Below are 25,271 nucleotides of genomic sequence, written 5' to 3'. Positions count from 1 at the left end.
CCGATTCACGTGAGCGGGCAGTCGTCAGTACCGCAGCAGCGCCCCGACGCCGTCGGCGAGCGGCAGGTGGCCGTCCGGCACCACCAGGTTCGCGCCGGAAACCGAAGCCGCCGCGGGCAATGCCTCGTCGGCCCGCCGGGTCAGCCGGCCGTCCTCGGCCAGCCCTTCGGCGTCGATCGCCACCTGGGCGAGCTCCTCGCCGGTCCACAGTGGACGATCGGCGGCCAGCTCGTCGGTGACGATCACCGTGTCGACCCGGGCCTCGCGCAGCGCCGCGGTGACCGGCTCCAGCCCCTGCACGGCCAGGCCGGTGTCCCGGGCCAGCTCGGCGGCGAACCGGTCGACCCAGGTCTGCTGCGCGGCCCGGGCGTAGTCCTCGGCGATCAGCCTGACCTCGGCCTCCAACGCCGCCTCGTCGATGCCGTCGGCCCGGCCGCCGGTCGAGGTGTCGACCAGGATCTCCTGATGACGCTTGGGCAACGCCTCGTGCAGCTCGGCCCGCGCCTGCACCTCGGCCGCCACGATGATCAGCTGGGCGTGCAGGTCGTCGGCCATCCGTGAGACCGCCTCGGCGACCTCGGTGGCGTTGTGGTGCGCGGTGTTCTCCACCCGGTGCTGCATCTTCAGATGCGTCCAGCCGGTGCCGGCAACCTTGTGCACCGGATGGTCCACACCGTCCACCGTGGTCCTCGCGGTCAGCTCGCCGTGCGGGCCGTAGCCGCGCAGGTCGGCCCCGAGGCGGTCGGTGATCACGACCACGTACGGCAGCGGCGGAACGTGCTGGGCGGCCAGCGGAAGCAGGTACGGCAGCGTGGACCAGCGAACCACCGGTGTCGCGGGCGGCACCGGCAGCCAGGTGTCGAGCAGCACCCGGCCCGCGGACGCGATCAGGGCCCGGCCGGCCCGGCCCACCGGCTTCGCGCCCTCGAGCACGGTCTGCTCCAGCTCCCGCACGGTCGGCCGGTCCGCGTGCTGGTCCTCCAGTGCCGCGCGGATCTCCTGCCAGCGCAGCCGAAGCGCCTGCTCGGCGTCCTCGGTGTCGTGGCTGGCGTCGAGATACACCGACGCGAAGTCGCCGGGCGCGACCACCAGGTCACGTAGCTCGGTCGTTTCCATGGTTTCCCTTGTCCTTTCCCCGGACGCGGCGGCGCAGCAGCAGCGCGGTCGTCGCCGCCGCGCCGGCCAGCAGCGCGTTGCGGCGGGAGTTCAGCCACCACTGCCGGCTGCTTGCCCGCGCCGTGTCGTCGAACGCGCCGTGCGCGCCGTGGTCGAGCCGGCGGTCGGCCGGCTCCCACAGGTTCGGCCCCGACCGCGGTGGCGTGCGATCCACTTGCTGGGCCTCGTATGCGGTGCGGGCGAGGTAGCGGTCCAGCAGGCCGCCGGACAGCTTCTCGCCCAGAATGGTGGCGACGGTCGAACCGCCGACCCAGTACTCCCGCCGCCGTGGGTGGGTGGCCGCGTGCACGATCGCCTCGGCCGCGAGTTCGGGTTGGTAGATGGGCGGCACCGGCCGGGCCGGCCGTGGCAGGCGGGACAGCAGCCAGTCGAACTGCGGCGTGTTCACCGCCGGCAGGTGCACCATCGTCACGTGCACGCCGCTGCGGTCGTGCAGCAGCTCGCAGCGCAGCGACTCGGTGAAGCCCTTGATCGCGTGCTTGGCCCCGCAGTAGGCGGCCTGCAACGGGATTCCCCGATGCGCCAACGCCGAACCCACCTGCACGATCGTCCCGCGGCCACGGGGCTTCATCCGCTTCAACGCCGCCAGCGTGCCGTGCACGTACCCCAGGTACGTGACCTCGGTGACGCGACGGTACTCCTCGGCGCTGATCTCGTCGACCGGGGCGAACACGGAGCTGAAGGCGTCGTTGACCCAGATGTCGATGGGACCGAACGCCTCCTCCACCGCCGTGGCCGCGTCTTCCACCTGTTGTGGGTCGGCGACGTCGACCGGGATCGGCAGCGGATCGCCGCCCGCCGCCCGCACGTCCTCGGCCGCGGCGGCCAATCCGGCCCCGCCGCGGGCCAACAGCGCGACCCGGTCCCCGCGCCCGGCGAACTCGCGCGCGGTCGCCCGGCCCACCCCGCCGGTAGCCCCTGTGATCACGACGACTCGGTCCATGGGTCGCGGATACCCGCTCCGGCAGTGAATATCCCGCCCGGCCGCTGGTTTCGCCCGATGGGCACGCGGGAAATCGAGGTCATGGCGACCACCGTGCACGCTCCGGACACGCCGAGCGACCTGCCAGCATCGTCCTGGTGGGCCGCGCTCAAACGCACGGTCATGGCCGTGCCGGAGAACAGCCTGATGGACTGGGCGGCGTCCTTGACCTACTACGCCGTCCTGTCGGTGTTCCCGGCGCTGATCGTCCTGGCGGCCGGGATCGGCCTGCTGGGGCCGGACGCGACCAGGATGCTGATCGAGAGCATCAACTCGGTGAACTTCGGGCAGGGCCGGGATCTGCTGGTCGGCGCGATCCAGAACGCGCACACGGGGGCCGGCCCGCTGGCGATCGTCGGCCTGCTGGGGGCGCTGTGGGCGGCCACCGGTTACATCGGCGGCTTCATGCGGGCCAACAACGCCGTCTACGGCGTGACCGAGGACCGTCCACTGTGGAAGACGCTGCCGATCCAACTCGGGCTGACCCTGGCGATGATGGTGCTGCTGGCGGTCTCCGCCCTCGGCCTGGCGGTGTCCGGGCCGATCGCCGAGCAGGTCGGCCAGTGGCTGGGCATCGGCTCCACCGGGCTGCTCATCTGGGGCATCGCCAAATGGCCGGTGATCGTGGTCATCGTCAGCCTGGCGATCTGCCTGCTGTACTGGGCCGCGCCCGACGTCCACCAGCCCAAGCCGCGCTTTCTCTGGGTGACGGCCGGCAGTGTGCTGGCGGTGGCGCTGTGGCTGGTGGCGTCGGTGGGATTCGGCATCTACGTGGCCAACTTCGCCTCGTACAACAAGACCTACGGGTCGCTGGCCGGGGTGGTCGTGTTCCTGGTCTGGCTGTGGATCAGCAACCTGGCCGTGCTGCTCGGCGCCGCCTTCGACGCCGAGCTGGCCCGAGGGCGGCGGTCCTAGCGGGGAACCAGCGGGGGAGTCGCCGCGCCCGCGCCCTCGGCGAGTCCGCGCAGCAGAGCCAGAACCGCTTCCTGGGCCGAGTGCTTCGGGGTCCAGCCGAGCTCGGTGGTGGCCCTGGTGGTGTCGAGCACCGGGATGGAGTCGGCGAGGTCGAGCCAGCCCGGCTCGGTCGGTTGCAGCCGCAGCCGCCAAGTCGCGGCGGCCAAGGCCCGCAACAGGCCGACCGGCGCCGGAATGTGGATGGCCCCGAGCAGAGAAGCCAGCTTCCGCGGGGTCATCGGCGGTTCGGCGGCCAGGTTGATCGCGCCGGACGTGTGCGACCGCAGCGCCAGCACGATCGCGTCGGCCACATCGCTGGCGTGCACGAACTGGAACGTCATGCCGCTGGGCAGCGGCAACACCGGCAGCCGGCCGCGGGCGGCCAGGTCGAACAGGAAGTTCGGGACGAGGCCGCCGAGGAAGTAACGCTGGATCTCGCTGGCCGCCTCGTGCTGGAGCACCAGGCCGGGGCGGAACCGGGTGACGGTCAGCTCGGGGTCGCCGGCGGCGACGAGGTCGAGAATCCGCTCCACAGAAGCCTTCTGGGTGCTGTAGGTCGAGGACGGCACGCCGTCGGTCGGCCACGACTCGTCGACCCGGTAGTCGGTGGGGCCGGGGGAGTAGGCGCCCACGGACGACATGTGCACGAGGTGTTTCACCCCGGTGGCCACGGCCGCGTCGAACACCCGTTTGCTACCGTCCACATTGGTCCGCGCCAGGCGCGGGATGTCGTGGCTGGACTGGAGAAGCCAGGCCAGGTGCACCACGGCGTCGGCGCTCTCGAACGCGGCCCGCAGCAGGACGTCGGAGTCGGGCCGCGAGATGTCGATTTCGTGCCAGGGCATCCCGACCGCCGGCGCCCGGCGGGAGACGCCGACCGCCTCGATGTCCTCGGTCTGCTCGATCGCATGCAGCAGGGCGGTTCCGAGGTTGCCGGAACCGCCGACCACGACCACGCGCATGGCGGTCACTCCTCCCGGGACAGGCCGTCCTCGGCGGTCAGGCCGAGCATGTCCAACAGTTCGGCGCACTGCTCGGCGTTCTCCGCCCGCGCGGCGATGTGCCGGGCGGCTCGGCGGCGCACCGCCGGCGGACATTCGTTCATCGCCAGTGGCGGTCGGGCCAGTTCCTTCAGTGTGGTCATGGGATGACGGCTACCCGCGCGCGATCGGGCGAAACCGGCAGCGGGTGTGAACGGTCGCCACGAGTGGGCATTTTCCCGGTATGAGCGGTAGACCGGGATTGACCGCGGGCCGCTCCCGCGCGCGGCGGCCTGACCTGGCGATGAATACCGTCCGGCCGGTCTGGGTAGGCGATCTTCATGGCTGGAACGGAGGAGAAGCTACGCCGACCGCTGCTCTGGATAGTGCTGGCGGTCCTGTCCCTGATCGCGGTCAACGCCCCGGACGCGGGTTTGCTGCCGATTCACGACCGTGTCGTCGCCAAGGCGATCTCCTTGGCCGGCGCGCTGCTGTTCGTCATCGCCGGGGTGCTGGCCACCCGGCGCATCTCCGGCTACACCGAAGCCAGAATGCGCCACCGCGGCCTCGGCTCCGCCGGCTCGGTCCTCGGCGTGGTCATCTCGGCGCTGGGCTACTGCGTCGTCCTGCTGACCGCGCTGAGCGTGCTGGCGATTCCCTTGCAGCAGCTGGTCGTCGGCGGCGCGCTGACCGGCGTCGTGGTCGGCATCGCCGCCCAGCAGACCCTGGGCAACGTCTTCGCCGGCCTGATGATCCTGCTGGTGCGGCCCTTTCGTGTCGGCGACACCATCGAGGTCCGCTCCGGCGCGCTCAACGGGCCGTTCACCGGCCGGGTGCGGGCCCTGGGGCTGACCTACGTCACCCTGGCCGCCGAGAACGGCACCCTGCTGCTGCCCAACGCCGGCGTGCTGGCCGCCGGGGTCACCGTCGGCCTGCACGCCCCGCAGTGAGCTCCTACTTGCCGAGCGCCCTGGCCAACTGGTTCTTGGTCATCTTCGACCGGCCCTTGATGTTGCGCTGCTTGGCCTCGTTGTAGAGCTGGTCCCGGGTCGGGCCCTTGGGCCCGGTCCGGTTCCCGGACCGCAGGCCGCCCCGGCGCTGCGGCGACATGTCCTGTGTGGACGTCCGGCTCGCGGTCCGGGACTCCCCGGCCTGCGCCCGGTTCTTGTTCACCGTCCGGGCCGCGATCTCCTCGGCCCGCTTCGGACTCTCCCCACGGTCACGGGCCGAGTCCTTCACGTGCTCGTACTGGCGTTCCCGCTTGTCACTCCAGGCCTGTGGCATCTGGCACACCTCCTGGCCTGCGGATACCCCGATTCGCGCGGTCTAAGCCGGCTACTTCGCCGGTCGGCGGGGGCGGGAGAGGCTGGCCGCGTAGGCGGTCAGGCCGGCCTTGACCGCGTCGTAGGGGGCGGGGCTGTGGCGGGCGCGGGAGGTGATCATCGCGCCCTCGACGCCGGCGATGACGGCGTCGGCGAGGGAGCGGGCGGCGGCCTGGTCGACGCCGAGGGTGATGAAGTGGAAGGCGAGGCGGTCGATCATCTCGGTGAAGGTGCGCCGGCCGGTCTCGCCGATCTCCGCGGACTCCCTGGTCGCGCCCTCGATCACCAGCGGGGCGATGGCGCAGCCGCGGGAGTAGTCGCTGGCGACCATGCCGTCGCGGCCCAGGTCGACGTAGCGTTCGACCAGGTCGGCGGGGGAATCGGCGCCCTCGGCGGCCCGGTCGATGATCTCGACCTGCTCGTGCGCGTGGGCCTCGGCCGCCGCGGTGGCCAGCTGGGTCTTGCCGTCGGGGAAGTGGAAGTACACCGAGCCCCGGGGCGCCCCGCTGAGCGTGAGCACGTCGGAGAAGGCCGTCGCGTGATAGCCCCGCTCCCGCATGAGCTGTTTGGCCGCCTGCACCATCTTCGGCTTGGCATCCGAACGCGCGCCCACGGCCCACCGCCTCTCGTCGATCACATGTATGTCGAGTTACATAGTAGCAAGCCACGCGGCCAGGTCGTCCGCGACGGCATGTGCCTGCTTGGCCCCGGCGGTCGCGGCGATGTCCACGAACTCGGGGTTCATCAGGTCGGCGATCGACTCGTAGAACGGCTCCGCGGTGATCACCCGGACGCGGTGGCCCTGCTCGACCAGCGCGGCCTGCTCCCGGGCCAGATTGTTGTCGGGCAGGGGAGCCAGCACGAGCACTCGGCCGGAGCCGTTGTCGTGGACCAGGTCCGCGTTGGTGCCGGACCGCACGCCGCCGTCGATCCAGACCGAGTCCGCCAAAGCGATCGGCGGCGCGGCCCCGGGGGCGGCGGTGGAGCACGCCACCGCGGTGGCCAGCGAGATGCCGTCGGACGCCGACCAGGCCTTGGCCACCCCGGTGCCGGCGTTCACCGCCGCCACCCGGAGCCGGTCCGGCCACGGACCCTCGGGCAGCGTCGCCCGCCACAGCGTCTCGGCCTGTGCCACCGAAATCGGCGGGATGGCGGCGATCGCCGCCCGGCCGATGCTCCGGGCCGACTCGGCGTCCGAAGTGGACCCTGACACGACCCGTCGCAGCAGATCCCAGTCGCCGTAACCGGATTCGGTGTTGCGCGCGTGCCACGCGGCCCGCTCCAACATCCGCTGCGGCAGCGCCGGGAGGTCGTCGGGCCGCATCGTGAGCCAGGCGCCGACGACCGATCCGGCCGAGGTGCCCAGCACCACGTCGGAATCGGCCAGCGGCAGTCCGGCGCCGATCAGTTCGTGCAGCAGGGACGACGTCCACGCGACACCGGCGGGCCCGCCGCCGCCCAGCACCAGCGCGTCCACGGTCACCAGTCGAGCTTGGCCGGGAGAAACGGCACATCCTCGGGGGCGTCCTTGCGGGCCTTGAGGAGCCGCTCGGCCGGCGCGCCCACGGGCACGCGCAGCGGCGGATCGGCCTGCTCGACCGTGTCGGCCACCGCGGCGGCGACCTCCTCCGGGGTGATGGCCTCGCCGCGCAGGACCCCGAGCTGCTTGAACAGCGGGAGATAGGGGTCGTCGTCGGCGAAGAGGACCTTGGCGCCGGTGGTGGCGCCGCCCGTGTTCACCGCCCCGGGCTGAACGATGCTCACCTTGACGCCGAAGTGCCCGGCTTCCAGGGCAAGTCCCTCGGCGATGGCCTCCAGCGCCCACTTGCTCGCGCCGTACGAGGCGATGATCGGCAGCACCACCCGGCCCTGCACGCTGGAGACGAACACCAGCCGCCCCGAGCCCCGCTCCCGCATCCGCGGCAGCACCGCCTGGGCCACCCGCAGTGCGCCCAAGGTGTTGAGCTGGAACAGGTTCTCGATCTCGGCCAGGGGCACGCTCTCCAGCGGGGCGCGCACGGTCGCGCCGGCGTTGCTGATCAGGACATCGATCTCGCCGGCCTCCTTGATCGCCTGGTCGACGCTGTCCTGGTCGGTCACGTCCAGCCGCAGCCGCTGGTCGACGGCCAGGTCGGCGAGGGTTTCCGGCCGGCGCGCGGTGGCCACGACCCGGTGGCCCCTGGCCGCCAGCTCGACGGCGATGGCACGGCCGATGCCCTGGGACGCGCCGGTGATGAGCACGGACGACATGGCGATTTCTCCTTGCTGCTTGGTCGAACTGGGCTGGTGAGCCGCGGGCGGGAGGCTCGGTCCCGCCCGCGGCCTGGAACGGGTGCCGCTGACACTCATACTATGTCGTACGGCATACCTGTCAAATGGACAGGGCTCGGCCGACGGCCACGTGCGGGGCCGTCAGCCGGTCAGAGCGAGGTCCACGAGTCGATGCGGAACGCGGCGCCGGCACTGCTCACGACGGCCCCGCGAGCGCCGGGGAAGTGCGCCCCGAACACCGGCGCGGCGTTGTCACAAGCCCAGGTCAGCAGCCGGAGCCGGGACTGCGTGGCGGCCGCGCCGTCGGCGTCGAGGACGTCCCGCTGCCGGGGGTCGAGGATCTGCATCGGGTGGTGCACGAGATCGCCGGCGAACAACGCGTTCTCACCCTGCGAGGTGACGGTCAGCACACAGGCCCCCGCCGAGTGCCCGGGGGTGGCGACCAGACGCAACGCGTCGTCGATGACGTGCTCGTCGCCGTCCCACAGCTGGACTTTTCCATGCTCCGCGACCGGCGCGATGCTGTCCTGGAACGCGGTCACGAACCCGAACGGATCCGTCGCGCCGGCCTTCGCGTACTCGGCCAGCTGGTCGAAGTCGGCCTTGGGCAGCAGGTGGGTCGCGTTGGGGAAGGTGGGCCGCCACCGGCCGTCGTCCAGGTAGGTGTTCCAGCCGGTGTGGTCCGGGTGCAGGTGGGTGTTGATCACCAGGTCGATGTCCTCGGGCCGGAAACCCAGGGTGGCCAGGTTGTCCAGGTACGCGGTGTCCAGGCCGTTGAACGGCGGCGCGCCCCGGCCGGCCTTGTGGTTGCCGATGCCGGTGTCGAGCAGGATGGTCCGGCCGGCGCTGCGGATGAGGAAGCTCTGCGAGGTCAGCCAGGCGTCCTCCGACTCCGGCGCCCAGAAGTCGGGCTCCAGCCAGGAACGCTGCGCCTCCCAGTCCCGCCGGTCGGACTCGGGCAGCAGGTCGGCGCGGGTGAACAGGGCGCCCTGCCATTCGTGCACGGGGGCGATCCGCACGTCCCCGAACGCGGTGAAGCCGGGGTGCTCGGTCATGGGTTTTCCCTTCAATGGACCGTTTTCGAGGTGCGGCGACATCACGGGGACGGCAACACGTGAACGTGCCAGCACTAGAGGGAAGGTCCGGCCGCCGAGCCCGGCCGAGAACCTGGGTCGAACTGTACCCCATCATCGAGCCCGGCCCCGTCGCCGACGTCATGGCAGACCTCCACTGGACCACCGAGTTCGTCCGTTCCCGACGCTCCGCCCTTTCGGGCGGCCCGAGGGGCAGTGGGCACTCGTCTGTTGGGGCGTATCGGGGCGGTTGGCCGTGACATCGGGATCCGGTGGCCGATAGTCGGGGCATGACGAGTCCGTTCGCGGTGAGTTCGCCGAGTCCGGCGACTATCGGGTTGTCGCTCGCGGCAGTGGGGCGGGAGCGGGCGACCGTGTTCGACGAGCACATGGGCGCGCTGGTCGTGTTGCGGCACAAGGACGTCTCGGCGGCGCTGCGGGATCATGGGACGTTCAGCACCCGGTTCTACGCGGCCAGCCCGGCGGTCGAGACGATGATGATCACGCACGACGGGGCCGAGCACACCCGGCAGCGGCGGATCCACAACCGGTTCTTCAGCCCGGGGGCGAGCGCGCGGTACGCGGCGCGGATCGCGCCGATCGCCGAGCGGACGTTCGGCGACCTGGTCGGCCGGGAGCGGTCGGACCTCATCGAGGACGCGCTCGCCCGCTACCCGATGGAGGTTTTCCTCGACCTGCTGGGCATTCCCAACGAGCTCGGGGACCAGGGGCTGGCCTGGGTGCGTGCCATCGTGGCCTGGCTGGGGTCGCCGATGGACGAGCAGTTGGCGGCCGCGGGCCAGGCGGCGTTCGACGAGCTCTGCGGGTACGCCGGCACGTTGATCGAGGCCGAGGTGGCGGACCCGGGCGACAACCTGCTGGGCGAGATCATCCGGGCCCATCTCACCGAGGGCGGCTTCACCGTGGAGGCGTGCACGGTCGCGGTGGTCAGCCTGCTGCTGGGCGGCCTGGAGACCACGATCCAGATGCTGTCCGCGACGATGTCCTCCTTGCTGCTCAACCCGTCCGCGCTGGACCGGGTCCGGGCCGACCGCAGCCTGCGGGACGCCGCGCTGGACGAGTCGTTCCGCTGGGCCAACCCGTCCGCCGGCCTCTACCGTCTCGTCACCGCCGACACGGTGGTCGCCGGTGTGCCGGTCGGCGCCGGCAGCATGGTCTACCTGTGCATCGCCTCGGCCCACTACGACCGGGACGCCTACCCGGACCCGGAGGTGTTCCACCTCGACCGCCACGCCAGCCACCTCGGCTTCGGCCTCGGCCCGCACTACTGCGTCGGGGCCCCGCTGGCGCGCATCGAGGTCCGGGCGGCGCTGGACGCGCTGCTCGACCGCTTCCCCCGGCTCCGTCTCGACCCCGACCAGCCGCTCGCGTTCCGTTATGGCGCAAGGGGTTTCGTGCAGCACGGGGCCGACACGCTGCCGGTGCTGCTCAGTTAGCCTTGGCGCTGATCCTGCGGGGAGAAGTCGGCCGACCTCTCCCCGCGCCGGGTGCTCGCTACGGCTGGTGTTGCTGGAAAGCCTGGGCCTGGACGGTGTTGCCGCAGGCGACGAAGTCGCTGTTGTCGGCCATGGTCATCTCGATGCCGCCGTCGGGCACGCCCAGCAGCAGCACGGGTCCGCGGACGGACTCCTGGCCGGCCGGGCAGCGGGTGAAGGTCAGCAGGACCTCGGCCCCGTCACCCGGAACCAGGGTGACCGGGGAGGACGGGCCGACCTTGGTCACGGTCAGCTGCTGGCGCGGCCATTCCCCGGAGGCCGGCGGCAGGCCGGTGATGGCGACCTGCGGGTAGCCCTGGATCACGCACGTGGCCGGGCCGGTGTTCTTCACCGCGCTCTGCACGATGACCGTCGTCGCGGTGGTGCTCGCGACCGCCGCCTCGGTGGTCAGGCCGTTCGGCTGGCAGGCCGGCTGGGCCTTGACCGGAGGTGGCGAGCTGGCCTGCGTGATCTTGGTCGAGGCGGTGTGCGTCGCCGGCGCGGTGCTGGTCGCCGTGGTGGGCGCGCTGCCGGCGGCCGGTGTGTCGCCGGTCGATCCACCGGTGCAGGCCGCCAACATCAGTCCGGCGACCGGCAGCAGCGCCAGTGTCAGTCCTACCTTCCGCATGGTCTTCCCCCTTCGGCACGTCCTGGATTCTGTGACCAATGACGTCCCGAAGTCGGCCGCGTTGCCCGGACTGCCCCTTGGGGCGGTCAGCGGTTCTTGAACTCCTCGATCGCGGCCCTGGTCGTGCGGGCCATCGTGTCGCTGCCGGCGTGCCCGGAGTCCTCGATGATGTGCAGCCGCGCGCCGGGCCAAGCCTTGGCCAGCTCCCACGCCGTCTGCACCGGGCAGCCCATGTCGTGCCGGCCGTGCACCAGCACCCCGGGGATGCCGGCGAGTGTGTGAGCGTTGCGCAGCAACTGGTTCTCGGCCAGCCAGGCCCCGTTGCTGAAGAAATGCGCGCAGATCCGGACGAACGCGATCTGGGCGTCGACGTCGCGGTCGCTGTACATGCCGGGCACGCCGTTGGGTTCGCCCGAGATGACGGCGTCCTCCCAGGCCAGCCAGTCGGCGGCGGCCTTGGCCCGGACCGCGCGGTCGGGGTTCTCCATCAGCCGCGCGTACGCCGCCAGCAGGTCGCCGTCGCGCTCGTCCTCGGGCACGGCGTCCCGGAACCGATCCCAGGCCTCGGGGTAGAACCGGCCGGCGCCCCGGTAGAGCCAGTCGAGCTCGGCCGCGCTGCTGGTCGTCACCGCCGGGATGACGATCTCGGTGACCCGCTCGGGATGCTGCTGCGCGTAGGCCAGGATGAGGGTCGTTCCCCAGGACCCGCCGTTGAGCAGCCAGCGGTCGATGCCCAGGTGCTCGCGCAGCCGTTCCATGTCGTCGATCAGGTGCTGGGTGGTGTTGAGGCTCATGTCCGCCGCCGGGTCGCTGGCGTGCGGGGTGCTGCGGCCGCAGTTGCGCTGGTCGAAGCGGATTACCCGGTAGCGGTCGGGATCCCAGGCCCTCGTCGGTTTCCGCGACGCGCCCCCGCCGGGCCCGCCGTGCACGTTCAACGCCGGCTTGCCGTCGGGTTTGCCGAGCTGCTCGTAGTAGACGCGGTTGCCGTCGCCGGTGTCGAGGAATCCGGTGTCGTACGGGCTGAGCGGGGGGTAGAGGTCCACCATGATCGCCGATCGTAGGAGAACCGCCCCCGGAATTCAGCGCATTTTCCCGTGAGCATATGACCGGCATGAGTACCACCAGCAGGGACAGGCTGGCGGGCCGTCGAACTCGTAGCCTTTGGTCACGGGAGCGAATTCCGCAATTCGTGGTTCGAAGGGGAAAACATGTCTGTGCCACTTGCCGGTCGGCGCGCGCTGGTGACCGGGGCTTCGCGCGGTATCGGGGCGGCGGTCGTGCGGCGGCTGGTGAAGGACGGCGCCGAGGTCGCCTTCACCTACGGCGCTTCGGCCGCCGCCGCCGAAAAGCTCGTCGCCGAAACGGAAGCCGTCGCGATCCGGGCCGACAGCGGCGACCCCGCCCAGGTGGCCGGGGCGGTCGACGAGACCGTGGCCCGGTTGGGCGGCCTGGACATTCTCGTCAACAATGCCGGCATTCTCCCCGCCGGCCCGATCGAGTCGCTGACGATGGAACAGTTCGACCGGGTGGTCGCGGTCAATGTCCGGGGTGTTTTCGCCGCGGTCCGGGCGGCCGTGCCGCATCTGGGCAGCGACGGCCGAATCATCACCATCGGCAGCATCAACGCCGACCGGGTGCCGCTGTCCGGGATGTCGGTCTACGCGATGTCGAAGGCGGCGGTGGCCGGACTGACCCGCGCGCTGGCCCGCGAACTCGGGCCCCTCGGCATCACCGTCAACAACCTCCAGGTCGGGCCCACGGCAACGGACATGACCCCCGAGGACAGCGAGATCGCCGACACGTTGCGCGAGGTGATGGCCCTCGGCCGTTTCGGCCAACCCCACGAGATCGCCAGCGTCGTCAGCTATCTCGCCGGGCCGGAGGCGGCCTTCGTCACCGGCGCCAACTGGAATGTCGACGGCGGCTTCACCGTCTGACTCCCCGGGCCGATCGATGGGAGCAACTTCCGTGACCACAGCGGTTCGCCTGCCGGGCAAGGCCCTGCTCGGGCTCTTCCTCACCGGGTTCGTCGGCATCCTCACCGAGTGCCTGCCGGCCGGCCTGCTCCCGGACATGGCCCGTTCGCTGGACGTGAGCACCGCGCTCACCGGCCAGACCGTCACCCTCTACGCCGCGGCCACCTCGATCGCGGCGATCCCCCTCTCGCACGCGTTCTCGAGGTGGCCTCGCAAGCAGGTGCTGCTGACGGCCCTGATCACATTGGCCGTCACCAACACGCTGACCGCCCTGTCCGACAGCTACCCGCTGACCCTGGTGATCCGGTTCGCCGCCGGGCTGGGCACGGCCTTGATCTGGCCCCAGCTCGGCGGATACGCCGCCCGGCTCGCCCCCGCCGGGCAGCAGGGCCGCGCCATCACCGTCGCCCTGGCCGGCACGCCCATCGGCCTGGCCCTGGGCGTTCCCCTCGGCGCCTGGCTCAGCGCCCTGGGGTGGCAGGTCGCGTTCTACTCGTCGGCCGGCCTGACCGTGCTGACCCTGTTGTGGACGCTGGCGACGCTCCCCAACCTGCCCGGCCTGCCGCCGGGCCGGCGCCCCAAGGTCGCCGACACCCTCGTGCTGCCCGGGCTGCGGGTCATCCTGTTCGCGACCGCCGCGTACATGGTGGCGCACAACATTCTCTACACCTACGTCAGCGATTTCCTGCGACACGTGGGCATGGCCGGCCAGACGGGGACCGCGCTGTTCGTCCTCGGCGTCACCTCGGTGCTGAGCACCCTCGTGGTCGGCGCGCACATCGACCGCCAGCTCCGCAAGCTCGTGGTGGGCAGCACCGGGCTGTTCGCCGTCAGCGTGCTCGTCATGGCCGTGCTCTCCGGAGTGCCGGCGCTGGTCTACATCGCCGTCGGGGCTTGGGGTTTCGCCTTCGGCAGCGCCGCCTCCCTGTTCATCGCCGCCGCCATCGACGCGGCCGGCGAGGCTGCCCAGCCGATCATCATCACCGTCATCTCCGGCTCCATCGCCGCCGGCGGCCTCCTCGGCGGCCTGCTCATCGCCGACCTGGGCCCCGCCTCACTCACCTGGTCCGCGTTGGCCCTGCTGGTCGCCGCCACCGCGGCCGTCGCCGCCGGCCGAAGGCACGCCTTCCCCCGGAACGACAGGTGAACGTCAATCTGACGTCATAGAGCTTCCATGCCCTGGTCGAGACGATGTCGGGCATGAAGACGATGGTGAGGGCCCGCAGCGCCGTGCTGGCGACCGTCGCGGTCCTGGGCTGCCTGGCGTTGAGCACACCGGCGTCGGCCGTGACTGCGCGACCGGCGGCGGCCACGGCGTTGCCGGTGGTGGACATGGAGGCGGTGGTCCTGGCGGCGCAGATCGACCCCCGCCGGGCCGACAACACGCACACGCCGGGAGCCACGGACTCGGTGCTGGCGGTGGAACGGGCGCTTCAGGCCCGGAATCTGCTGGACGCCAAGTGGGTCGACGGGTACTTCGGGACCACGACCGTCGCGGCGTACGCGGCGTACCAGCGGTCGCTGGGCTACAGCGGCCTGGCGGCGAACGGGCTGCCCGGCACGAGCTCGCTGACCGCGCTCGGACAGGGCCGGTACACCGTCACCCACACGATCGGACCAGGCGCGAAGGTCACCCGGGACGGGCACACCGTGAACACGCGCACCCAGGCGATGCTCACCGAGGCCGAGCGCCTGCTGGGCTTGCACCTCACGCTGTCGCAGGGCTCCTACAACCCCGGCGGCGACCCGAGCTCGGCCGGCACCCACGACGGCGGCGGCGTGGTGGACGTCAGCGTCACCGGCATGTCGGCCGCGACCCGCACCGCCGTCGCCAAGGCCCTGCGCCAGGTCGGGTTCGCGGCCTGGGTCCGCAACCCCGATCAGGGCGACTGGCCGTGGCACATCCACGCGGCGGCGATCAGCGACACCGATCTGTCCACCCAGGCCCAGAACCAGACCGGCGACTACTACCTCGGCTTCAACGGCCTGGCCAACCACGGCGCGGACGACGGGCCCAAGGTCCCGATCCAGACCTGGGAGGACTACCAGCGCACGCACTGACCGGACCACCGACACCGCACAAAGGGGAACCGTGAGAAACGCACGCACGACGCTCGCCGTCGCCGGGGCCGCGCTGGCCCTGGCCGTCCCGATGCTGGCCGCCACCGCCTCGCCCGCGTTCGCCGCCGGCCGTGACGGCACCTGCGACAGCGGGGAGTTCTGCTACTACTACAACAGCGACGAGGCCGGGTCCCTGTCCGACTTCACCGGCTCGATCAGCGACCTCGGCGCGACCCAGCCGTCCTGCTACGACTTCAAGAGCGCCGGCAACGGCCAGGGCGTGTGCGTGAAGAACAACGCGGCCTCGGTCTGGAACCGCACCTCGTACACGGTGCGCGTCTACTTCAACAGCGACTTCGGCGGGGCCAGCCAGGACTTCGCGCCCGGCGCCAAGGGCAACCTCAACGCCACGCTGAAGAACAACAACGCCAGCCACGAGTTCCTCACCGGCGGTGGCGGCGCGCAGACCCCGCGCAACGACTACGACGGCAACGCCCGCGGCTTCGCCCAGAACAACTGCACCGCCTTCGCCGCCTACCGGATCGCCAGCCGGCTCGGCGTGCCCAACTTCAGCAACTCCTACGGCGGCACCACCTGGGGCAACGCCGGCACCTGGGACGACGCCGCCCGCCGCGTCGGCGTCACGGTCAACAAGACCCCGACGGTCGGCGCCATCGCCGTCAACGACGTGCACAAGGTCGGCCACGTCGCCTACGTCAACGCGGTCCACTCCGACGGCTCGTTCGACGTCGAGGAGTACAACTGGAACAACCCGCTGGCCTACGGCACCCGCAAGAACGTGCACGTGAGCAGCGCCCAGGCCGACTTCCAGTGGATGCTCCACTTCTGACGGCCCCACTTTCCCGAACCGGTTGAAGCCGAACGGCCCCCTGCCCGAGAATGCTCGGGCAGGGGGCCCGGTGCCGTCGCGGCGGCTGACCGTTTCCAGGGGGCGGAAATGGGCGGTAATGCCTTCGGGGAGCTGCTGCGCGACTGTCGGCTCGCGGTCGGGTGGACCCAGGACGAGCTGGCCGGCCGGTCCGGGGTGTCGGCGCATTCGATCAGCGTGCTGGAGGCGGGGCGGCGGCAGCCCCGGCTGTCCTCGGTGGGCCTGCTGGCCGAGGCCCTGGCCCTCGATCCGCACCGGCGCGAACAGCTGCTGGCGGCCGCGCGCGGCGAGGTCGCCCCCGAGCCGCCGGTCCGGGCGGCCGTCGCGGTGCCCCGGCAGCTGCCGGCCGCGGTCGCCGGCTTCACCGGCCGGGCCGACCAGCTCAAGGAACTCACCGGCTTGCTCGATCGGGACGGCACGGCGGTGATCTCGACGATCAACGGCACCGCCGGCGTGGGCAAGACGGCGCTGGCCGTGCACTGGTCGCACCAGATCGCCGACCGGTTTCCCGACGGGCAGCTCTACGTGAACCTGCGGGGTTTCGATCCCAGCGGCCAGCCGGTCCAGCCGGCCGAGGCGATCCGGGGTTTCCTCGACGCGCTCGGCGTGCCGGCCCAGCGCATCCCGTCCGGCCTGGCCGAGCAGGCGGCGCTGTACCGGTCCCAGCTGGCCGGCCGGCGGATGCTGGTCGTGCTGGACAACGCCCGCGACACCAGCCAGGTCCGCCCGCTGCTGCCGGGCTCGGCCCCGTGCCTGACCGTCATCACCAGCCGGGACACCCTCGGCGGCCTGATCGTCAGCGAGGGGGCGCAGGCCGTCCCGCTGGACCTGATGATCTCCGGCGAGGCCTACGACCTGCTGGCCGGCCGGCTGGGGCCGGAGCGGCTGGCCGCCGAGCCGCAGGCGGTCGCCGACCTGATCGAGTTGTGCGCGCACCTGCCGCTGGCGCTGAGCGTCGTCGCCGCCCGAGTCACTCTCACTCCGACCCTGTCGCTGACCGAGTTGGCCGCGCAGCTGCGGGACGTCCGCGATCGGCTGCACGCCTTGGACGTCGGGGACACCAGCGTCAACCTCGACGCGGTGTTCTCCTGGTCGTACCGGACGCTGAGCGCCCCGGCGGCGCGGATGTTCCGGCTGTTGAGCCTGCATCCGGGCCCGGTCATCTCGGTGTCCGCCGCCGCCAGCCTCGTCGGCGCCGACCGCGGGCCGGCCCGCGCGGCCCTGTCCGAGCTGGTCCGGGCCCAGTTGCTGACCGAACCCGGGGCCGGCCGATTCGCGTACCACGACCTGCTGCGGGCCTACTCGGCCGGCAAGGCGGCCCAGGAGGAGACCGAGCCGCAACGCCGCGTCGCCACGCACCGCATGCTCGACCACTACCTGCACACCGCGCACGCCGCGACGCTGCTGCTCAACCCACCCAACGACCGCCTGCCGCTGGCCGAACCCCAGGCGGGGACCGCCGTCGACGATCTCGCCGACCACGAGCAGGCGTGGCAGTGGCTCACGACCGAGCGCCCGCTGTTCCCAGCCGCCGTCGACCACGCGGCCGCCGGTGGCTTCGACACCCATGCCTGGCAACTCGCGTGCAGCGTCGCCAGTTTCTGCATCCGCACCGGGCACTGGGCCCAGATGGTCGCCACCCAACTCGTCGCCATCGCGGCGGCCGAGCGCGCCGGGGATCAGCACGGGCAGGCGTGGTCGCTACGTGAACTGGGCCGGGCGCACATCCGCCTGCGCCGCTTCCCCGAGGCGGACGCCGCCCTGCGTCAGGCCCTCGACCTGGACGAGCGGCTCGGCGACCTGAGCGGCCAGGCCCGCAGCCACAACAATCTCGGCATCGCGTCGTACGCGCAGGGCTTGTACCCCGAGGCGCTGGCGCACGACCAGACCGCCTACGCCTTGTTCCGCGAGGCCGGGCACCGGCCGGGCCAGGCCGACGCCTTGAACGCCATCGGCTGGATGCTGACCCAGCTCGGCCGGCACGCCGAGGCGCTGCGGTCCTGCACCCAGGCGCTCGAACTGCACCGGGCCGTCGGCAGCCGGCACGGCGAGGCCGACACCTGGGACAGCCTGGGCCGCGCCCACCACAACCTCGGCGAGCACGAGCAGGCCGTCGACTGCTACCGGAATGCCCTTGATCTGTATGAGAAGTTGGGCGCTCGCCATCCCCGGGCCGACACCCTGATCCGCCTCGGCGACACCCACCGGGCGGCCGGCGACCTCGACGCCGCCCACCACTTCTGGCAGCGTGCGCTGCCCATCCTCGACGACCTCGGCCACGCCGACGCCGCCGTCCTCCGCGCCCGGCTGGGCTGGACGCCGAGGTCCAGCCAGGAGGCCGCCGCCGAAAGCCTGCCGCCCTGATCGCCCGGGCTCCTGGCGCTAGAGTCGAAGGCGGGAGCGGTGGGAGGAGCCGACGATGGACGAGCGCGAGCCTGACGTTGTGGACGGCGAGGTCGTCGAGGACACGCCGAACGCCGCCCTCGCGGCGCCGGCGCCGGCGTTGCCCGACCCGGACTACAGCGAGGGCGGGGTGCCCAGCTTCGACTTCGTGCGGGAGAAGATCGAGGGGCGGTACACGACGTCGCTGGGCTCGGCGGAGGTGGCCGGGCTGGGCACGGAGAACACGGTGGAGGCCCTGGACAAGAAGCTCGCCGACCGGGAGCAGGCGGGCAAGGACCGGCTGGCCGAGATCCGGCGGTCGATGCGCGGGGAGTAACCGGCCCGGGTTCATAGCGCGGGCAAAGCGGAATCGAAGCGGTGCGGGCCAGGATGGCCGGCATGGTGCGAGGTCTGGTGGCCGCGGTCGCGGTGCTGGCGGCGGTGATGTCGGCTCCGGTGGCGGGGGCGAGCGGCGTGAGCGCGTCGCAGTCGGCGGTGGCGGGCACGGAGCAGGTGCTGTTCCGGGCGGGCACGGGCGGCTACGGCTGTTTCCGGATTCCGGCGTTGGTGCGGACCAAGCAGGGCAGCCTGCTGGCGTTTGCCGAGGCCAGGAAGTCGCCGTCGTGCGCCGACCGGGGCGACATCGACATCGTGCTGCGGCGATCGACCGATGACGGCCGCACCTGGGGGCCGGTCAGGGTGGTCCTGGCCGGGCGGTCCGACGATCCGTTCGCGCCGTTCACGCGGGGGAATCCGGCGCCGATCGTGGACGAGGCGACGGGCCGTGTGGTGCTGGTGTCGACGTCGAACGAGGCGAGCGTGTCCGGGCAACGCCTGCCCTGGGTGCAGCACAGCGACGACGACGGCCTGACCTGGTCGGCGGCGACGCAGCTGCCGGCGACGTTCGACGGCACGAACAACGGGTGGTTCGCCACCGGGCCCGGCCACGGGGTTCAGCTGCGTAGCGGCCGGCTTGTCGTTGGCGCGCACCAGAAGCCGAGTGGCGGCGTGGTGGACGCGGGCGTGCTCTACAGCGATGATCACGGGGACAGCTGGCACGCCAGCCAGGTCCCGAACTCCTTTGTGGACGGTGAGCTCAGCCCGGGCGAGATCTCGGTGGCCGAGCTGGCCGACGGCCGGCTGTACGCGGCCGGCCGCAACGAGATCACCACCGGCGATCATCGGGTGGCGGCGATCAGCTCGGACGGCGGCACGACCTTCCCGGCCTTCGCCGCCGTGCCGTCGCTGGTGACGCCGAACGTGCAGGGCTCGGTCCTGGCGCTGCACCAGACGTACCAGAGCACCCCCGGCGACACGCTGATCTTCTCCGGCCCGTCCGATCCGACGGATCGCGTGCACCTCCAGATCCGGTACTCCACCAACAACGGCGCGAGTTGGGCCACGCCGGCGCACGGCCTGATCACCAACGACCGGTCCGGCTACTCGGACCTGGCCGAGTTGACCGACGGCGAGATCGGCGTGCTGTACGAAGGCGGGACTTCGTTCTCCGCCGACGAGATCCGGTTCAACCGGTTCACCCCGGCCGAGATCGGCCTGCCGGGCACCTTCACCGGCAGCCCGTCCGCGCAGGCGTCGACCGCCGCCGCGCCGACTACGCCGGACTCGTCGCCGGAGGCCAATGACGCCTACCTGGCCGGCAATGCCACCGTCAACGACGGCCTGGTTCTGGACGGTGCGGGCGACTACGCGGATATCCCGCACAGCAGCACCCTCGACCCCGGCGCGGGCGACTTCGCCTATGACCTGACGTTGCGCCACACCGCCACCGCGACCAGCCCCGACCAGGTTCTGCTGTGGGCCTACGGGGTCGGCGCGGGTGCGCCCCAGGTGTGGCTGCGGGTCCAGCCGAGTCAAGATCAACTGTACGCCTGGGTACAGGGCGACACCGGGGCGCAGGTGGCGTTGAAGGACGGCTCCTCGGCGGTGGCGTTCGGCGACAACGCCACGCACCACCTGACCCTGAGCCGGACCGGCGGCCGGATCACGCTCACTGTGGACGGCGCGTCCGCGTCGGCCAGCGGGGTGACCGGCTCGGTCAGCGCGGGCACGGCCGGGATCCGTCTCGGGGCCAAGCAGGACGCGGCGGCCGGCGATCCGTTCCACGGCACCATCGGCGACTTCCACTTCTCCCGTGGCGCAACGGAAAGCGTGCACCTGGCGTTCCGGGTGGTCGACGACGCGACCGTGCCGGCGAGGACCAGCCTCGCCATGTCCGACGACCTGTCGGCGCACTGCGCGGACGCGAACCTGCTCGGGGGCCTTGGCACGCTCGTCGCCGGCCGGGCCACCGGCACCAGCGCGCTCCAGGTGAACGCGGCGCACCCGGGCGCGGAGACGCCCTTCGTGCCGGGCCTGGATGTCGGCTCCGGGGACTTCACCATCACCACGTGGTTCAAGTACTCGGCCACCGCGAGCAGCGCCAACCAGGCGCTGGTGTGGGCGTACGGGGCAACAGCCGGCGAACGGTCGGTGTGGGTTCGGGCCCAGCCGGCGCAGGACCGGCTCTACGCCTGGGTGCAGACCGACACCGGCCAGGTCAGCGTCGCCCTGCCCGACTCCACGGGCGCGACGGCGTTCGGCGACAACGCCTGGCACGCCCTGGCCTTGACCCGGACCGGCGACCAGATCCGGCTCAGCGTCGGCACGACCGCCGCGACCGCGTCGGGGCTGACCGGTTCGGTGAGCGCCGACAAAACGGACGTGCTCGGCCTGCGGGTCGGCTCGAAGCCCGACGGCACAGACGTGTTCACCGGCGCGGTCGACGAGGTGCGGTTCTACTCGCGGGCCCTTACCGCCGCCCAGGCCGCCGGCGCGTACCCGGCCGATCTGCCGGCGGTCTGGTGGTCGTTCGAGGGGCAGAACACCCAGAAGCACGACGTGGTCCGGCTGGCCGACGGACCGTCCACTCCGGACTATTCGAGCCACTGCGGCGGTGGTTTCGTGCGTGGGGGAGCGGCGCTGGGAGCCGGCAAAGTGGGTAGTGCCTTGACGTTCGACGGCAAGGACGACACCGTGCAGGTGCCGTACTCGGCCGCGACCAACCTCGGCGACGGCGACTTCACGATCACCACATGGGTCAAGTACACCGGTACCGCCGACCAGGTGATCTTCTGGGCCGGCGGCATCGGCGCGACCCAGCGCGGTCTGTGGCTGCGGGCTCAGCCCTCGCAGAACCGCTTCCTGGCCTACGTGACCACCGACGCCGGCGCGACCTCGGTCACCGCCCCGGCGGCCGCCGACGGCGCGTGGCACCACATCGCTTTGCGCCGGGCCGGAAACACCTTGTCGCTGATCGTCGACGGCGTCACCGGCGGCAGCGCATCGGGCCTGACCGGCTCCCTGACCTACGGCGATGCCTTTGCCGCCGACGGCTTCCAACTGGGCGCGCGGCCGGACGACACCGGCTGGCTCCACGGTGCCCTCGACGAGTTCCGCATCTTCCGCTCGGCCCTGTCGACGGCCGAGCTGACCTCGGTGCGGCAGAACAACACGGATCTGGGCAACGTGACCGCGCTTCGCCTGCCGTTCGACACGATCGCCGCCACGCCGCACGCGCGGATGTAGGGCCGGTCTAGGCGACGTGATCGCGTTCGGTCCGGGAGTGTGCATGCCATGCGCGGGGATGTAGCGGCATGGCCCGGGCACCGTCTCGGGCGACCAGGCCGGTGAGGCGGGCGCGGGTGGTGACCAGGACGAGGGCGGAGCGGCCGGGCAGCAGCGGGCGGACCTGGTCGGAGTCGGAGGCGTTGTCCAACAGCAGCAACACCTTCCGGTCGGCCAGGAGGGACCGGAAGAGGGCGGCGCGTTCATCGGGCAGGGAGGGGATGCGGTCGGTGCCCAGGGAGCGCAGCAGGGCGGCGAGGGCGGTAGGGGGATCGGTGCGGGCAAGGTCGACGTGGAGTTGGCCGTCGGGGAAGGCGGAGCGGACGCGGTGGGCCCAGTGCAGGGCCAAGGCGGTCTTGCCGACGCCGGCGTCGCCGGTGAGGACGCGGATGCGCACGGAAGTGCCGGACCAGTCGGCCAGATCGGCGTCCAGGACGGCGAGTTCGGCCTGGCGGCCGGTGAAGTCCTCGCGGGCGTGGGGCAACTGGGCGGGCACGACGGGCCGGAGTCGGCGGTGCAGGTCCCGCAGGCGGCCGCCGGGCTCGATGCCGAGACGGCGCCGGGTGGCGGAGTAGACGTCCAGGGCCTCCGAGGTGCGGCCGGCGCCGTGCAGGGCCAGCATCAGTTGTTCGGCCAGGCGTTCGCGGTGCGGGTGTTCGGCGACGAGTCGGCGAAGCTCGGGCAGCAGGGCGATTCCGTTGCCCTGGGCCAGTTCGGCGTCGAACAGCAGCTCGAACGCCGCCAGGCGGCGCTCGTCGAGCCGCATGATGTCCACAAAGGACTCCGCGCAGCCGAGCAGCGCCGGGCCCGGCCACAAGGCCAGTGCCTCGCGGAAACGGGACTGCTCCACCAGGTTCTCGAAGACGTCGAGGTCGAGTTCGCCGGGACGGACGGCGATGAGATAGCCGCCGTGCTGGCGGCGGATGGTGTCCGGGCCGAGCAGTTTGCGCAGGCCGGAGACGTAGATCTGAAGTTGGCTGCGGACGGTGGCCGGCGGGTTGTCGCCCCAGACCAGGTCGCACAGCCGTTGGTCCGAGACGACGTGGTTGGCGTGCAAGAGAAGGGCGGCCAGCACGGTGCGCGGCTTGGCCCCGCCGAGCGGGCCGTCCTGCGCCGTGACCTCGCCCAACACCCGGTAACGCAAGGGAACTCCCAGAATGACAGGCCGGGCCGGCCCCCGGGGAGCAGGGGCCGGCCCGGCGGACAGCGCGCTCAGGCGCTGGGCAGCTGCCGGTCGTAGAAGCGAACCGCGCCGTTGGCGTTGCGGAACGTGATCATCCAGGACTGGCCGTTGGAGTTGACGTACGACGCCACGTTCGGGTCGGTGGCCGACGGGTCGGTGGCGGCGATGGTCTTCGTCCACTCGCCCCACCCGTTGCTGCCGGTCTGCGTCTCCCACACGTGGTAGATCTCGTTGTCCGTGCCGCGCACCACCACGGCGAGCCGGCCAAGGGCCGGGTCCATGATCGCCGCCGGCGCGCCGGCCGCGACGAACGTGCCGATCTGCTGGAAGTCCGCCGGCCAGGAGCCGTCGGCGTTGGCCAGCTTGGACACGATGGTGCCATCGGCCGAGCGGGCGAACACCTGCACGAGGTAGCCGGGGCGGACCACGACGGCCGGCTGCCCGGACAGGCCCGAGCCGCCGATGTTCGTCCACGCCGAGAGGTTGCCGTCGTTGTAGTACTCGATCGAACGCAGCGACCCGGCCGCGGTCAGGCCGAACACCTGGAGGCCGTCCCGCACCGGCACCACGGAGATGCCCGACACCAGGTTCTGGTCGCCGAGGTCCTGCCAGAACGGCACCGTGCCGGCCTGGTGGTACGCCCACAGCTTGCCGTCGGCGTCCACGGCGAAGTCGACGACCGTGCCGTCGGCCAGCTTCGCGGTGACCGGCGGCGAGGCCATCGAGCCGCCGAAGTCGGCCCAGCCCGACCAGGTCTGCGCGCCGGGCGCGGTCTGGGCGTTGCCCCAGACGTCACCGCCGTCCGAGTACTGGGCGGCGACCTGGATCTTGCCGCTGGGCAGCTGGCTCAGCGACGGCTGCCCGGTGAACGCCTCGTTGCCGGAGATCACCGTCCACTGCACGGAGTTGAAGTTGTCCACATCGGACTGATGGCCCTCGACGACCCGGCCCGCGTTGTCCACGTAGGCGTACTCCAGCGTGCCGACGGTGGCCCCGGACACCGGCGCGGCCTGCATCGCCGTCATCCGCGTGTTCTGCGCGACCGGCACCTGCGCCTGCGGGTCGGAGTACCAGCCTTGCAGGTCCACGATCAGGTGGATGGTGCTGTCGCTGCCGTTGCGGATCCGGATCTTGCCGTCGGTGCCCGGCTTGAGCACCAGCGAGTGGGCCCGCCAGTCGCCGGCGTTGAAGTCCATCACGGTCAGCGCCGGCTCGGTCTGGCCCACCGGCCACGCCTTGAGGTAGCCGGCGTCGGTGGGGGTGGCGATCAGGTTCAGCGCCGCGCCGGCGATGCCCCGCGTCGGCAACCCGTTGGTGCCGCCCACCTGCACGTCGATCGTGGCGTTGGCGGCCAGCGGCAGGCCCGCGCCGAGGGTGCGGGTGTTGAGCAGCCGGGTGTTGGCGAACCGGTAGCCCGCGCCCTGGGTCGAGCTGGACACGTAGTAGCCCTCGACGTTGACCACCAGGTTGATCGCGTCCGGGCCCTTGTTGGTGAAGGTGACCTGGCCGTTGGCCGGCAGCGACAGCACGGCCCCGGACTGCGTGGAGCCCTTCTCGAAGTTGAAGATCGGCCTGGCCGTGCCGCCGGACGGCGCGACGGCCAGCCAGCCCGGGTTGGCCGCGCCGGGCACGAGCAGGTTCACCTGCGCGGCCGCGGACCCCGCCGGGATCAGGCCGCCGGTGATGGTCACCGTGCGGGTGGCGCCGGCGGCGATGGTGCCGGTGGTGGTGCCCAGGCCGCTGCGGGTGTCGATCAGCCGGGCGTGCGGCACGGGCACGAAGCCGCCGCCGGTGGCCCCCTGTTCCGCCTTGTAGTAGCCCTGCACCTCGACGACGACGTCGGTCTTGCCGGCGTTGTTGTAGAGCGACAGCTTGCCGTCGCTGCCCGGCTTGACGACGGAGGTGTTGGAGATCTGCTCGCCGGCGGCCGCCGAGATCGTGGTCACGTTGGGCCGGGTGATGCCGCTGGGCCACAGCTCCACGAAGGTCGTCGCGGTCGGCTTGAGCAGCCCGACCCGGACCACCACCGCGCCCACGCCGGTGGCCGGCACGGAGCCGACGCCCAGCACCGGGAAGCTGACCGTCGCGGCCGCGCCGACCTGGTCGCTGATCCCGCCGGTGCCGCTGCGCGTGTCCAGCACCACCGACGAGCTCGTGGTCGGCACGAAGTCGCCGCCGCGCCCGGCCGCGTCCGCGTGCGCCGTCGGCGCGGTGACGCCGACCAGGGCGAACGCCGCGGCCGCGAACGCCGCGATCATCTTTCTGTGCACGTGA

At 71.9% G+C, this 25,271-nt stretch carries 23 protein-coding genes; 10 read left to right on the top strand and 13 right to left on the bottom strand.

Going from position 1 to position 25,271, the window contains the following annotated elements; translation table 11 throughout:
* Positions 1–24: 24 nt before the first annotated feature.
* Positions 25–1,116: a Vms1/Ankzf1 family peptidyl-tRNA hydrolase gene (locus tag ACIG5F_RS40195; protein WP_396525341.1), complete on the bottom strand. Its 1,092-nt coding sequence runs from the start codon at positions 1,114–1,116 to the stop codon at positions 25–27.
* A complete protein-coding gene (locus tag ACIG5F_RS40190; protein WP_396525340.1) occupies positions 1,094–2,119 on the bottom strand; it encodes an SDR family oxidoreductase in 1,026 nt (341 codons plus the stop codon). The genes ACIG5F_RS40195 and ACIG5F_RS40190 overlap by 23 nt, the downstream gene beginning before the upstream one ends.
* A 57-nt stretch (positions 2,120–2,176) precedes the next feature.
* Between ACIG5F_RS40190 and ACIG5F_RS40185 the strand changes: the two genes are divergently transcribed.
* Positions 2,177–3,073: a YihY/virulence factor BrkB family protein gene (locus ACIG5F_RS40185; protein WP_396525339.1), complete on the top strand. Its 897-nt coding sequence runs from the start codon at positions 2,177–2,179 to the stop codon at positions 3,071–3,073.
* Here the strand turns inward: ACIG5F_RS40185 and ACIG5F_RS40180 are convergent.
* Both ACIG5F_RS40180 and ACIG5F_RS40175 read right to left on the bottom strand, forming a co-directional pair.
* Positions 3,070–4,074: an NAD-dependent epimerase/dehydratase family protein gene (locus tag ACIG5F_RS40180; RefSeq protein ID WP_396525338.1), complete on the bottom strand. Its 1,005-nt coding sequence runs from the start codon at positions 4,072–4,074 to the stop codon at positions 3,070–3,072. The two genes, ACIG5F_RS40185 and ACIG5F_RS40180, sit on opposite strands and share 4 nt — an antisense overlap.
* A 5-nt stretch (positions 4,075–4,079) precedes the next feature.
* A complete protein-coding gene (locus ACIG5F_RS40175; RefSeq protein ID WP_396525337.1) occupies positions 4,080–4,256 on the bottom strand; it encodes a hypothetical protein in 177 nt (58 codons plus the stop codon).
* 177 nt (positions 4,257–4,433) lie between these two features.
* On the opposite strand from ACIG5F_RS40175, the gene ACIG5F_RS40170 reads away from it, so the two are divergent.
* Positions 4,434–5,042, top strand: a complete 609-nt coding sequence (locus tag ACIG5F_RS40170) for a mechanosensitive ion channel domain-containing protein (RefSeq protein WP_396525336.1) — start codon at positions 4,434–4,436, stop codon at positions 5,040–5,042.
* Between the two features lie 4 nt (positions 5,043–5,046).
* Here the strand turns inward: ACIG5F_RS40170 and ACIG5F_RS40165 are convergent, their stop codons facing one another.
* The 5 genes from ACIG5F_RS40165 to ACIG5F_RS40145 form a co-directional block, all read right to left on the bottom strand.
* Positions 5,047–5,376, bottom strand: a complete 330-nt coding sequence (locus ACIG5F_RS40165) for a plasmid stabilization protein (protein WP_396525335.1) — start codon at positions 5,374–5,376, stop codon at positions 5,047–5,049.
* A 51-nt stretch (positions 5,377–5,427) separates the two neighbouring features.
* Positions 5,428–6,027 carry a TetR/AcrR family transcriptional regulator gene (locus tag ACIG5F_RS40160; RefSeq protein ID WP_396525334.1) on the bottom strand — a complete coding sequence of 200 codons (600 nt, stop codon included), beginning with the start codon at positions 6,025–6,027 and terminating at the stop codon, positions 5,428–5,430.
* A 36-nt stretch (positions 6,028–6,063) separates the two neighbouring features.
* The gene (locus tag ACIG5F_RS40155) at positions 6,064–6,897 is read right to left on the bottom strand and encodes a patatin-like phospholipase family protein (protein WP_396525333.1); all 834 of its coding nucleotides are present in this window, start codon (positions 6,895–6,897) and stop codon (positions 6,064–6,066) included.
* Positions 6,894–7,664, bottom strand: coding sequence for an SDR family oxidoreductase (locus ACIG5F_RS40150; protein WP_396525332.1), 771 nt, complete (start codon positions 7,662–7,664; stop codon positions 6,894–6,896). Before ACIG5F_RS40150 ends, ACIG5F_RS40155 begins: the two co-directional genes overlap by 4 nt.
* Before the next feature lie 170 nt (positions 7,665–7,834).
* Positions 7,835–8,740 carry an MBL fold metallo-hydrolase gene (locus tag ACIG5F_RS40145; RefSeq protein ID WP_396525331.1) on the bottom strand — a complete coding sequence of 302 codons (906 nt, stop codon included), beginning with the start codon at positions 8,738–8,740 and terminating at the stop codon, positions 7,835–7,837.
* A gap of 308 nt (positions 8,741–9,048) precedes the next feature.
* Between ACIG5F_RS40145 and ACIG5F_RS40140 the strand changes: the two genes are divergently transcribed.
* Positions 9,049–10,215 carry a cytochrome P450 gene (locus ACIG5F_RS40140; protein ID WP_396525329.1) on the top strand — a complete coding sequence of 389 codons (1,167 nt, stop codon included), beginning with the start codon at positions 9,049–9,051 and terminating at the stop codon, positions 10,213–10,215.
* Between the two features lie 58 nt (positions 10,216–10,273).
* On the opposite strand, the gene ACIG5F_RS40135 is transcribed toward ACIG5F_RS40140, so the two are convergent.
* Entirely contained in the window at positions 10,274–10,882 is a 609-nt protein-coding gene (locus ACIG5F_RS40135; protein ID WP_396525328.1) for a DUF4232 domain-containing protein, read from the bottom strand.
* 86 nt (positions 10,883–10,968) lie between these two features.
* Complete coding sequence (gene pip / locus ACIG5F_RS40130) at positions 10,969–11,928, bottom strand: prolyl aminopeptidase (RefSeq protein ID WP_396525327.1); 960 nt, start codon at positions 11,926–11,928, stop codon at positions 10,969–10,971.
* A 168-nt stretch (positions 11,929–12,096) separates the two neighbouring features.
* On the opposite strand from pip, the gene ACIG5F_RS40125 reads away from it, so the two are divergent.
* The 7 genes from ACIG5F_RS40125 to ACIG5F_RS40095 all read left to right on the top strand — a co-directional run bounded on the left by ACIG5F_RS40125 (position 12,097) and on the right by ACIG5F_RS40095 (position 21,775).
* Positions 12,097–12,819, top strand: coding sequence for a 3-oxoacyl-ACP reductase family protein (locus ACIG5F_RS40125; protein ID WP_396525355.1), 723 nt, complete (start codon positions 12,097–12,099; stop codon positions 12,817–12,819).
* A 31-nt stretch (positions 12,820–12,850) separates the two neighbouring features.
* Positions 12,851–14,005 carry an MFS transporter gene (locus tag ACIG5F_RS40120; protein ID WP_396525326.1) on the top strand — a complete coding sequence of 385 codons (1,155 nt, stop codon included), beginning with the start codon at positions 12,851–12,853 and terminating at the stop codon, positions 14,003–14,005.
* Positions 14,006–14,067: 62 nt separating this feature from the next.
* Entirely contained in the window at positions 14,068–14,919 is an 852-nt protein-coding gene (locus tag ACIG5F_RS40115; RefSeq protein ID WP_396525354.1) for a peptidoglycan-binding protein, read from the top strand.
* Positions 14,920–14,950: 31 nt separating this feature from the next.
* Complete coding sequence (locus ACIG5F_RS40110) at positions 14,951–15,769, top strand: CHAP domain-containing protein (protein WP_396525324.1); 819 nt, start codon at positions 14,951–14,953, stop codon at positions 15,767–15,769.
* A gap of 108 nt (positions 15,770–15,877) precedes the next feature.
* Positions 15,878–18,172: an ATP-binding protein gene (locus tag ACIG5F_RS40105; RefSeq protein WP_396525323.1), complete on the top strand. Its 2,295-nt coding sequence runs from the start codon at positions 15,878–15,880 to the stop codon at positions 18,170–18,172.
* 55 nt (positions 18,173–18,227) lie between these two features.
* Entirely contained in the window at positions 18,228–18,527 is a 300-nt protein-coding gene (locus ACIG5F_RS40100; RefSeq protein ID WP_396525322.1) for a hypothetical protein, read from the top strand.
* 62 nt (positions 18,528–18,589) lie between these two features.
* Positions 18,590–21,775, top strand: a complete 3,186-nt coding sequence (locus ACIG5F_RS40095; protein WP_396525321.1) for a LamG-like jellyroll fold domain-containing protein — start codon at positions 18,590–18,592, stop codon at positions 21,773–21,775.
* Positions 21,776–21,782: 7 nt separating this feature from the next.
* On the opposite strand, the gene ACIG5F_RS40090 is transcribed toward ACIG5F_RS40095, so the two are convergent.
* A complete protein-coding gene (locus ACIG5F_RS40090) occupies positions 21,783–22,958 on the bottom strand; it encodes a BTAD domain-containing putative transcriptional regulator (RefSeq protein WP_396525320.1) in 1,176 nt (391 codons plus the stop codon).
* A gap of 68 nt (positions 22,959–23,026) precedes the next feature.
* Positions 23,027–25,267 (bottom strand): hypothetical protein, encoded by a 2,241-nt coding sequence (locus tag ACIG5F_RS40085; RefSeq protein WP_396525319.1) that lies wholly within the window; start codon positions 25,265–25,267, stop codon positions 23,027–23,029.
* Positions 25,268–25,271: the final 4 nt, after the last annotated feature.

It is taken from the genome of Kutzneria sp. NPDC052558, from assembly GCF_044547355.1.
In the GTDB taxonomy this organism is placed as follows: Bacteria; Actinomycetota; Actinomycetes; order Mycobacteriales; family Pseudonocardiaceae; genus Kutzneria.
This window is presented reverse-complemented; position numbering and strand designations above follow the sequence as displayed.